Origin of the sequence: Bradyrhizobium lablabi, assembly GCF_001440475.1 — a bacterium.
Lineage (GTDB): Bacteria > Pseudomonadota > Alphaproteobacteria > Rhizobiales > Xanthobacteraceae > Bradyrhizobium > Bradyrhizobium lablabi.
Genome location: NZ_LLYB01000099.1, coordinates 65,739 through 76,768 on the forward strand (window position 1 = coordinate 65,739; position 11,030 = coordinate 76,768).

Consider the following 11,030-nt stretch of genomic DNA (forward strand, 5'->3'; position numbering starts at 1 on the left):
TATAGTTGCCCTCCTGCGTCGCCGTCAGCAGCGGATGCAGCATCTTGATCGGCGCCTTGAACATCTCGACGAATTCGAGAATGCCCTGGTTGGAGCGATTGAGGCCGCCGGAATAGCTGTAAGCGTCGGGATCGTTCTGGGCGAGGGTCTCCAGCTTGCGGATGTCGACCTTGCCGACCAGCGACGAGATGTCCTGGTTGTTTTCGTCGCCGGGCTCGGTCTTGGCGATCGCGATCTGGCGCAACCGCGACGGCTGGATCTTGGCGACGCGGAATTGCGAGATGTCGCCACCGAAGGCTTCGAGGCGCTTGTAGCACCACGGGCTCATCAGACCAGTGAGGCGGCGGCGCGGAATGCCGTACTTTTCCTCAAGCATCGGTCCCAGCGATTCCGGATCGAACAGGCTGAGCGGACTCTCGAACACGGGGCTCAGTTCATCGCCGGCCTTCAACACGTAGATGGGGTGAACTTCCATCAACGACTTGAGGCGTTCGGCGAGCGACGATTTTCCGCCGCCGACCGGACCGAGCAGATAGAGGATCTGCTTGCGCTCTTCGAGACCTTGAGCTGCGTGGCGGAAGAATCCGACGATGCGCTCGATCGTATCTTCCATGCCGTAGAAGCCGGCGAAGGCCGGATAGAGCCGCATCGTGCGGTTCAAAAAGATACGGCCAAGGCGAGGGTCCTTGGCCGTGTCAATCATCTGAGGCTCGCCGATCGCAGCTAGTAGTCGCTCCGCAGCATTGGCATATCGCATCGGATCGTTTCGACACGACTCCAGATATTCCGCCATCGACATATCGGTCTGGCTTCTAGCTTCGAAGGACCGGGCGAAAGCATTGAACAGAGAATCGTTGTACATGATCCGTCTCTCCATGGTCACCTGATAAATGCCGGACGCACCGTCGGGTTCCAGTATCGGAGCGTCACAGCTTCCGTCTCGCGAATCACCATAAGCACCTGCACTGATTGGACACGCGAGCCAGATCACAATGCAATGCAATAGTCGTGCTAAGCGGCTCAGCCTCGTAAAGATACGGTGCCATTTCGCTCCCGTTGTATCCGCGCGGCAACATTTTGCACCGGGCTAATACCGAGTGGGCGATAAGGGGTTTTTTAACGATTCTGCGCACTGCACTGCTCGATTCGACGGCGACTTTGGCAGTCTGAAGCAGCAAAGCGGAGAAAATCCGGATTCCGGGCGGCCCAAAGGTGCGAGAACGGTGGCCTTTTGTCACTTCGGCAGGCCGGCCAATCGCCAAAAGGGCCAAGATTAACACCCGTTCATTTCGCGGGCCGGGCGTTGAACGCACCCTGTGCCACCTGCAACTAAAGTACGGTGCCGCGCGTTTAATCCGAGTCTGCCATGAAATTCGTCTGGTTCGTCGCAGCCGTTGCCTCCCTCGTCGGAGCCAATGTCTCTCTCGCCCAGGAGGCGGTCGACAAGGCGAAAGCCGCCACCTTCGACATCAAGATGTTCAGCGGACCGTTCAGCCACAAGAGCTATGCCTGCTTCGTGCGTCGTTATGACGCCAGCCATCTGGCGCAGCACCCCAGGCAGAAAGTCAGCGCGATGAAGCTGCTGGTGACAGCCGAAGAAGCGCCGGAGGACAAGATCGTCAACTATTCCTTCCGCCTCGGTTTCAAGTATCGCCACCGCGCCGGCAATTTCGATTCCAGTGGCTTTTGCAGTCACATCGTCGCCGAAAATTCCGGCGGCGAAATTCGGCTCGGCTGCGGCGTCGATTGCGAAGGCGGCGGCATCGAGGTGGCGATGAAGGACGCGCGATCCGCGCTGATCCGGCTGGAGCGGATCAGGATCTGGCAACGCAACAAGGCCGACGAAGACGCCGGCGACGATCTGGTTGCCGGCGCCGACGACAAGATTTTCCGTGTTGACCGTGCCGATCTGCACGAATGCTCCGACTTGGTGACCGATCGCAAGGAGCTTGCGGCACTCAGGCACAAGTGAGCCACTCTACATAGGTTGGTGAAGCACCTACTTAGGTTTGTGAACTACACCACTTGGGCTGGAACGACGTCATGTTAGGCTGGAAGGACGTTATGCATCGACGCAATATGCTGTGGGGCGCGGTTTCGGCGCTCAGCGCGGTTTTTGCCGTCTCTCGCGCCAACGCGGCTGCCGAAGCGCCATCAGCAAAATTGAAGGTGGTGTATCACCTCAACGATCTCGACAAGGTGAGCTTCGTGCTGGGCAACATCCAGAACCATCTCGACGGTGTCGGCGGCCCCGATCACGTCACGATCGCGCTGGTGGTTCACGGCCAGGCGTTGCGGGCGTTTCATTCGGCGTCCGCCAATCCCGACATTTCCCGGCGCGTCGATCAATTCGCCAAATCCGGAATCGAACTCGCCGCCTGCAGCAACACGATGAAATCGCAGAATGTCGCGCAGAAGGATCTGTTGCCGGGTTTCATGGCGGCGGAGCGCGGTGGCGTGGTTCGGATCGCCGAATTGCAATCGCAAGGCTATCTTTATCTGCGACCTTGAGGTGTTGCCGATTGACGTGAATGTTTCACGTCGACCGCTCATTTGAGCGATCTGGTCGCCGCACTTTCGCCCGCTCCATCGAGATGAATGCCTCTTGTGTTCGGATGCAGTCGCGATGGCGTCTGCGCGCCCGCTCCTACGCCGACATGCGGGTTGTGTCCCCCTGCAACCGCCCGCGGAATGTTTTGCCCATGAGCCCGCAAATGCACGCCGACGCCGGCGGCTTCCGCCACGCTCGGGCCGAGAGCGAGCAGGCCAGGCAAAAGCACGAGGCAGGCGGGAGACGAAAAACAACGGCTCATGACAGGCTCCTTCACAACTTCGTGCTTGTCCCGTTGGTGTCGCCATTCCGAAAGCCGGTTCGACCGGCCAGCCGGCATCAAGACCAGCCATTTTGCGGGATCGAACCGGTGCCAATGGCGTTAATATCGCAGGGAAAATCTCTCCCGTCCGGCCGCAAACCCAACCAAATATTGACTTTCCGGCCCTGCCCCCGAAAGCTGCCGGAAGCCCCAAAATCGACCGATCGAACAGAACAGGCACCATGAATCCCGTCAAAGCACTCGAAAACCATGGCCAGGCGATCTGGCTGGACTTCCTCGCCCGCGGCTTCGTCGCCAAGGGCGACCTCAAGGCGCTGATCGACACTGACGGCGTCAAGGGCGTGACGTCGAACCCCTCGATCTTCGAGAAGGCGATCGGTAGTTCGGACGAATATGACGGTGCGATCAGCCATGCCCTCAAGGCGGCCGACCGCCCGGTCGCCGACCTGTTCGAGGCGGTCGCCATCGAGGATATCCAGAATGCCGCTGACGTGCTGCGGCCGGTGTACGACCACCTGAACGGCAATGACGGTTTCGTCAGCCTCGAGGTCTCGCCCTATCTGGCGATGGACACCAAGGGAACGATTGCCGAGGCCGAGCGGCTCTGGAGGGACGTCAAGCGGCAGAACCTGATGGTGAAGGTGCCGGCCACACCAGAAGGCCTGCCCGCAATCGAATATCTGATCGGCGAAGGCATCAGCATCAACATCACGCTGTTGTTCTCGCAGGATGTCTATCGCGAGGTGGCGGAAGCCTACATCGCGGGCCTCGAAAACTACGTCGCCAAAGGCGGCGATCCTTCTCACGTCGCCAGCGTCGCGTCTTTCTTTGTCAGCCGCATCGATACCGCCGTCGACAAGCAGCTCGACGAGAAGATCGCGAAGGCCAATGACCCCAGCGAGAAGGAGCGGCTGAGCGCGCTGAAAGGCAAGGTCGCCATCGCCAATGCCAAGCTCGCCTATCAGGACTACAAGCACCTGTTCTCTGGTCCGCGCTGGGAGAAGCTTGCCGCCAAGGGCGCCAAGCCGCAGCGGCTGTTGTGGGCATCGACCGGCACCAAGAACAAGGACTACAGCGACGTGCTGTATGTCGAGGAACTGATCGGTCCCAACACCGTCAACACCGTGCCGCCGGCAACGCTCGATGCCTTCCGCGATCATGGCAAGCTGCGCGACAGCCTGGAAGAAGATATCGATGATGCCCAGCGCGTGCTGGAAGAGCTCGAAAAATCCGGCATCTCGCTCGACGATATCACCGCCGAGCTGGTCACGGACGGCGTCAAGCTGTTCGCGGATGCCGCCGACAAGCTCTATGGCGCGGTCGCGAACAAGCGCGCCGCCTCGCTCGGCGGCGGCATCGACCACCAGCAACTCGCGCTCGGCGACGGCATCCGAAGGGCCGTCGAGAAGAGCACCGAGGACTGGCGCGCATCGGCGAAAATCCGAAGGCTGTGGCAGAAGGACAAATCGGTCTGGACCGGTGACGACGAAAACAAGTGGCTCGGCTGGCTCGACAGCCCCGCTGCCGCCGACGTCGCAAACTACGAGGATTTTGCTCAGCGCGTGAAGGGGCAGAATTTCAGCGATGCCGTCGTGCTCGGCATGGGCGGATCGAGCCTCGGGCCGGAGGTGCTGGCGGAGACGTTCGCGAAGAAGTCCGGCTTTCCGAAGCTGCATGTGCTTGACTCGACCGATCCCGCACAGGTGCGCGCGATGGAGGATGCGGTCGATCTCGCCCACACGCTGTTCATCGTGTCCAGCAAATCCGGCGGCACCACCGAGCCGAACGTGATGAAGGATTACTTCTTCGATCGCGTCGCCAAAACAGTCGGCAAGGACAAGGCCGGCCATCGCTTCGTCGCCGTCACCGATCCCGGCTCGTCGCTGGAGAAGAATGCGATCAAACAGGGCTTCGCCCGCATCTTCTACGGCGATCCCACGATCGGCGGACGCTATTCGGTGCTGTCGCCGTTTGGCCTGGTGCCGGCGGCTGCCGCCGGCATCGACGTTCGCAGCCTGATTACGCACACGCTCGCGATGGTGCGCTCCTGCGGCGCCGATGTGCCGCCGCATGAAAACCCGGGCGTGCAGCTTGGGCTCGCGATGGGTCTCGCCGGCCTCGAAGGCCGCGACAAGGTGACGATCACCTCCTCCGAAAAGGTCGCCGATTTCGGCGCCTGGGCCGAGCAACTGATTGCCGAATCCACCGGCAAGGAAGGCAAGGGGCTGATCCCGATCGACGGCGAGCCGCTCGGTGCCCCCTCGCTCTACGGCAACGACCGCTTCTTCATCGATATCAGGACCGAAGGCGAGGACGATGCCTCGCATGACGACCGGCTCAAGGCGTTGGAGGCAGCCGGACATCCCGTCGCCCGCATCGTCATGAAATCGATCGACCATATCGGCCAGGAATTTTTCCGGTTCGAGATGGCGACCGCCGTGGCCGGCGCGGTCCTCGGCATCAATCCGTTCAACCAGCCCGACGTGGAAGCGGCCAAGATCAAGACGCGGGAACTGACCGGCGCGTTTGAAAAGACCGGCTCGCTGCCGGCGGAGGAGCCGGTGGTTTCGACCGACGAGGCCGATCTCTATACCGACGCGCACAACGCCGCCGAGCTGCGCAAGGCCGGCGCCGATGGCACGCTCGGCTCCTGGATCAAAGCGCAGCTTTCGCGTGCGGACAGCGGCGACTACGTCGCCCTGCTCGCCTATATCGCGCGCAATCCCGGCACGATCGGCTCGCTGCAAAAAATGCGGCTCGCGGTGCGCGACACGCATCAGCTCGCGACCTGCGCCGAATTCGGTCCGCGCTTCCTGCATTCGACCGGGCAGGCCTACAAGGGCGGCCCCGACAGCGGCGTGTTCCTGCAGATCACGGCCGACGATGGCGAGGATCTGCCGGTGCCCGGACAGAAGGCGAGTTTCGGCATCATCAAGGCGGCGCAGGCGCGCGGCGATTTCGACGTGCTCACCGAGCGCGGCCGGCGTGCGCTACGCGTCCATCTCAAGGGCAGCCTCGGACCGGGACTGGCCGCACTCGATGCGGCGATTTCGGAAGCGCTCAGTTAGGAAAGTCAGATGCAACTCGGCATGATCGGCCTCGGCCGGATGGGCGGCAACATCGTCCGCCGGTTGATGAAGAACGGCCACACCGCCGTGGTCTACGACAAGGACGCCAAGGCGGTCGCCGCGCTCGCCGGCGAAGGCGCAACCGGCGCGGATACGCTGGAAGCGTTCGTGGCAAAACTGGAGAAGCCCCGCACCGCCTGGGTGATGCTGCCGGCCGGCAAGATCACCGAGGCGACCATCGAGGCTCTGGCCAAGCTGATGCAGCCTGGCGACGTCATCATCGACGGCGGCAACACGTTCTGGCAGGACGACGTCCGCCGCGGCATGGCCTTGAAGGAACGTGGCCTGCACTATCTCGACGTCGGCACCAGCGGCGGCGTCTGGGGTATAGAACGCGGCTATTGCATGATGATCGGCGGCGACAAGGCCGTTGTCGACCGGCTCGATCCGATCTTCAAGACACTGGCGCCTGGGATCGGCGACATCCCGCGCACACCGGGCCGCGAGGGCCGCGACCCCCGCATCGAACAGGGCTACATCCACGCGGGCCCGTCCGGCGCCGGGCACTTCGTCAAGATGATCCACAACGGCATCGAATACGGCCTGATGCAGGCCTATGCCGAAGGGTTTGATATCCTCAAGAACGCCAACATCGATGCGCTGCCTCCGGAACATCGCTTCGACATGAACATCGCCGACATTGCCGAGGTCTGGCGGCGCGGCAGCGTGATCCCGTCCTGGCTGCTCGATCTCACGGCGTCGGCACTCGCCGAAAATCAGACGCTCGATAACTACTCCGGCTTTGTGGAGGATTCCGGCGAAGGCCGCTGGACCGTCAACGCGGCGATCGACGAAGCGGTGCCGGCGGAGGTTCTGACGGCGGCGCTCTACGCGCGCTTCCGTTCGCGCAAGGATCACACCTTTGCGGAAAAGATCCTGTCCGCGATGCGGGCCGGTTTCGGCGGCCACAAGGAGCCGCCGAAGAAACCTGATACGAAGGCGTAGGCTGTCATGGCTGTCGGTAAAGCAGCACGGCAACAGCCAGATCCCTGCTCCTTCGTCATCTTCGGCGTCACCGGAGACCTCGCGCACCGGCTGGTGATTCCCGCACTCTATAACCTCGCGGCCGCCGATCTCCTGCCGGATAAATTCTGCGTGGTCGGCGTCGCCCGCAAGGGCATGACCAGCGATCAACTGCGCGACAGCCTGATGAAGGGCTTGCGGCAGTTCGCCACCCGCGCCGTCGACGATGCAATCGCCGAGCGCCTTCTTGCATGCGTCACCTGTGTCGAGGCCGATCCGAAGGAGCCCGAAACGTTCGATGCGATGAGCCGGCAGCTCGACGCGCTGGAGGCCGCTCGTCAGACCGGCGGCAACCGCCTGTTCTATCTGGCGACGCCGCCGAACGCGTTCCTGCCGATCAGCCGTGAGCTCGGCCGCACCGGCATGCTGGCGGAGAATGGCGCATGGCGCCGGCTGGTGGTCGAAAAGCCGTTCGGCACCGACCTCGCTTCGGCAAAAGCGCTCAACAGTGAATTGCTCAAGCTGGTTGAAGAACACCAGATCTATCGGATCGATCATTACCTCGGCAAGGAGACGGTGCAGAACATCCTGGTGCTGCGCTTCGCCAATGGCATGTTCGAGCCGATCTGGAACCGCAACCATATCGACCACATCCAGATCACCGTGGACGAGAAACTCGGTGTCGGGCATCGCGGCAGCTTTTACGACGCGACCGGCGCGTTGCGCGACATGGTGCCGAACCATCTGTTCCAGCTGCTGTCGCTGGTCACGATGGAGCCGCCGGTGAAATTCGACGCCCATTCAGTTCGCTCCGAAAAGGCCGAAGTGCTTTCCGCGATCCAGACCCAGACCGAGCAGGAGGCGCTGCAAAATTCCGTGCGCGGCCAATATCGGGGCGGCAGGATTGGCGATACCGAAATCGACGACTATCGCAAGACCCTCGATGTCGCGCCCGGCAGCACCACCGAGACCTATGCCGCGTTGAAGCTGACCATCGACAACTGGCGCTGGGCCGGCGTGCCGTTTTATCTCCGCACCGGGAAGGCGCTCGGCGTCAAGCGCACCGAAATCGCCATCAAGTTCAAGCAGGCGCCGTTCGCGATGTTCCGCGACACGCCGGTGGACCGGCTGTCGCAGAACTACCTCATCATATCGACCGAGCCGACCGAAGGCATCGCGCTGCAATTCAACACCAAGGTGCCGGGGCCGAACATCAACATCGACGGCGTCGAGATGAAGTTCCGCTACAAGGACTACTTCAAGGCCGAGCCGTCCACCGGCTATGAGACGCTGATCTATGACTGCATGATTGGCGACAATATCCTGTTTCAGCGCGCCGACAGCGTCGAGGCCGGCTGGCAGGCGGTGCAGCCGTTCCTCGATGCCTGGAAGAAGGCCGGCGGTAAGGGGCTGAAGGTCTACGAGCCGGGCAGCGAAGGACCGGAGGAAGCCAACGATCTGCTTGAACGCGACGGCCGAAGCTGGCGAAAGCTCGGGTGAGCGATGGCAGCGAACGACAATCGCCGCGTGATTGCGGTTGCCGATCCGGCGGCGCTGGCAGCGGCCGCGGCCGAACGGGTGCTGGCCCGAATGGCCGCCAACAACGGCCGCGTGGCGATTTGCCTGACCGGCGGGTCGAGCCCGAAGCAGCTTTATCAATTGCTCGCAAGCGATACCTATCGAAGCCGGATTCCGTGGCAGCGCGTGCACTGGTTCATCGGCGACGAACGCTTCGTGCCGGCGGATGATCCGCTCAACAACATGGGCATGGCGCGAAAGACCTTGCTGGACGGATGCGCGCCGGCGGCCAACATCCATCCGATTCCGACGGCGACCGCCGACCCGGCTGATCCTGACCGGGGCGCCGCCCTCTACGAACAGGAGCTGCGGTCGTTCTATGGCGCAGACACGCTCGATCCGGCACGTCCCCTGTTCGATCTCGTGCTGATGGGCGCAGGCCCCGATGGCCATACTGCGTCGCTGTTTCCCGGCGATCCCGCGCTCGACGAGACCGCGCGCTGGGTCGTTGGCGTCCCCAAGGCGAATGTCGAGCCGTTCGTCCCGCGGATCACCCTTACGCTGCCCACCCTTGCCTCCTGCCGCGAAATGTTGTTCGAGCTTGCTGGCGGAGCCAAGCGCGCGATCTTGACGCGCCTGTTCGCAGGCGAGAACCTGCCCGCCAACCGCGCGCGATCTGCCGGCGAGACGATCTGGCTGGTCGACCGGGACGCGCTTCCGGAGGATTTTGGTTGAGCGACAGAACTCCTTGCGCGCTGGTGGTGATGGGCGTTTCCGGCTCGGGCAAGAGCACCATCGCCGATCACCTCGCCAAACGCCTCGGCTGGCGCTACGAGGACGGCGACCGCTTTCACCCGCCAGCCAATGTTGCGAAGATGAGCGCCGGCCACCCGCTGACCGACGAGGACCGCTGGCCGTGGCTCAAGGCGATTGCCGACGAGATCGACCGCCTCGCAGCGTCCGACGAGCGCGCCGTGATCGCCTGCTCGGCCTTGAAGCGCGCCTATCGCGACATTCTCGTGCATGGGCGCGAGGATGTCCGCATCGTCTTCCTCCAGGGAACGCAGGAACTGATCGCGCAACGGCTTGCGGCCCGCAAGGGACATTTCATGCCGCCGGGCCTGCTCGCCAGCCAGTTAAGAACACTGGAGCCGCCTGGTAGCGACGAGCGCCCGATCAAGGTATCGATCGATACCCCGGTCGAGGCAATCGTCGATGACATCGTCAGTCAGTTGAACCTGGTTTCCCAATGACCCGAATCGCACTCGTTGTTTCCGACGTCGACGGCACCCTGTTGACGCACGACAAGATCCTGACCGAGCGCGCCAGGGCGGCCGTGCGCAAGCTGCACGCGGCCGGCATCGGCTTCACCATCGTCTCCAGCCGCCCGACCATCGGCATGGGCTTTCTGATCGAGCCGCTTTCGATCACGCTTCCGATCGGCGCTTTCAATGGCAGTTCGATCGTCGATAACAAGCTCAAGCCGATCGAGCAGCACCTCATTCCGCCTGCCGTGGCGCAGCGCAGCCTCGAGGTGCTCAACGCGTTCGGCGTCGATATCTGGCTGTTCAGCAACGAACGCTGGTACACGCGCAATCCCGACGGCGAGTATGTCCCGCACGAGAAGCGGGCCATCAAGGCTGACCCGACCATCATCGCCGACTTCACGCCGCATCTTAACGAGGCCTGCAAGATCGTCGGCGCCAGTTCGGACCCGGCACTGCTGCAGCGTTGCGAGGCCGCGATGAAGGAGGCCGTCGGCCTTGAGGCGACCGCGGTGCGCTCGCAGACCTACTATCTCGACGTCACGCCGCCCGGCCACGACAAGGGCACCTTCGTGGACGCCATGATCAGGCTGACAGGCATTTCGCCCGCAGCGGTAGCGACCATCGGCGACATGGAGAACGACCTGCCGATGTTTGCCAAAAGCGGCGTTTCGTTTGCGATGGGCAATGCGGCCGACGGCATCAAGCGGCGCGCGACGCATGTGACCGAAAGCAACGAGCGCGACGGATTTGCGGCCGCCATCGAGACGGTATTGCAGCTCGGATAGGGGTTTTGACGCGGTTTCTGCGCAGATAAGTCTACGCAATCTGCGTAAACTTGATTGCTAGGCGAACCGGCATCGGGGCAGGCTTTCGCCCGAATACGCTATGCTCCCGCCGTATCAAGCCCGCATGAAGGATAAATCGAGGAATTGTCAAAGTCTTCCGGCCGCGAATCCGGTCCTTTCGGCGGGCACGATCGGCAAGCGCGAGCCGGTGTCCAAGCGCCGCCTCCTCCCATGAAGGCAGGCTCTCCCAGCCCGAGCCCGCCTCGGCGAACGGGCGCCGGCTCGCGCGACTTGCCTGGCGGGCCGCCGCACACCACCCGTCATCCCCCGCGCATGCGGGGGATCCAGTACGCTGCGGCTTCTCGATTCGATCACTGATGTCTCTGGAATACTGGGTCACCCGCTTTCGCGAGGGCTTTGCAGAAGTCGGTCGTTTTTATGGAGACGGGATGTCAGTCGAACAGCAAGGATTTTGGGTGTTTCCGCGAGACTTGAGCACGCGTTGACCGGTTCAGGTGGTCTGCGGTGCCATTC

At 62.6% G+C, this 11,030-nt stretch carries 9 protein-coding genes; 8 read left to right on the plus strand and 1 reads right to left on the minus strand.

Features of this window, described 5'->3' with window-relative positions:
• Window positions 1-862, minus strand: an 862-nt coding sequence (locus CQ14_RS46905; RefSeq protein ID WP_488230450.1) for a PrkA family serine protein kinase, incomplete at its 3' end; no start/stop codon positions are given.
• 504 nt (window positions 863-1,366) lie between these two features.
• Between CQ14_RS46905 and CQ14_RS28990 the strand changes: the two genes are divergently transcribed.
• From CQ14_RS28990 to CQ14_RS29025, 8 genes are all read left to right on the plus strand, one after another.
• On the plus strand, window positions 1,367-1,972 hold the full coding sequence (locus CQ14_RS28990; RefSeq protein WP_057861226.1) for a hypothetical protein: 606 nt from the start codon (window positions 1,367-1,369) through the stop codon (window positions 1,970-1,972).
• Between the two features lie 92 nt (window positions 1,973-2,064).
• Entirely contained in the window at window positions 2,065-2,511 is a 447-nt protein-coding gene (locus CQ14_RS28995; protein WP_057861227.1) for a DsrE family protein, read from the plus strand.
• Between the two features lie 544 nt (window positions 2,512-3,055).
• Complete coding sequence (locus CQ14_RS29000) at window positions 3,056-5,902, plus strand: bifunctional transaldolase/phosoglucose isomerase (RefSeq protein ID WP_057861228.1); 2,847 nt, start codon at window positions 3,056-3,058, stop codon at window positions 5,900-5,902.
• Between the two features lie 9 nt (window positions 5,903-5,911).
• Window positions 5,912-6,907 (plus strand): phosphogluconate dehydrogenase (NAD(+)-dependent, decarboxylating), encoded by a 996-nt coding sequence (gene gnd, locus CQ14_RS29005; protein ID WP_057861229.1) that lies wholly within the window; start codon window positions 5,912-5,914, stop codon window positions 6,905-6,907.
• A gap of 6 nt (window positions 6,908-6,913) precedes the next feature.
• Complete coding sequence (gene zwf, locus CQ14_RS29010; RefSeq protein WP_057861230.1) at window positions 6,914-8,425, plus strand: glucose-6-phosphate dehydrogenase; 1,512 nt, start codon at window positions 6,914-6,916, stop codon at window positions 8,423-8,425.
• Between the two features lie 3 nt (window positions 8,426-8,428).
• Entirely contained in the window at window positions 8,429-9,178 is a 750-nt protein-coding gene (pgl, locus tag CQ14_RS29015) for a 6-phosphogluconolactonase (protein WP_057861231.1), read from the plus strand.
• 29 nt (window positions 9,179-9,207) lie between these two features.
• Window positions 9,208-9,696 (plus strand): gluconokinase, encoded by a 489-nt coding sequence (locus CQ14_RS29020; RefSeq protein ID WP_057861232.1) that lies wholly within the window; start codon window positions 9,208-9,210, stop codon window positions 9,694-9,696.
• Window positions 9,693-10,496, plus strand: coding sequence for a Cof-type HAD-IIB family hydrolase (locus CQ14_RS29025; RefSeq protein ID WP_057861233.1), 804 nt, complete (start codon window positions 9,693-9,695; stop codon window positions 10,494-10,496). Before CQ14_RS29020 ends, CQ14_RS29025 begins: the two co-directional genes overlap by 4 nt.
• The last annotated feature ends 534 nt before the right edge of the window (window positions 10,497-11,030 follow it).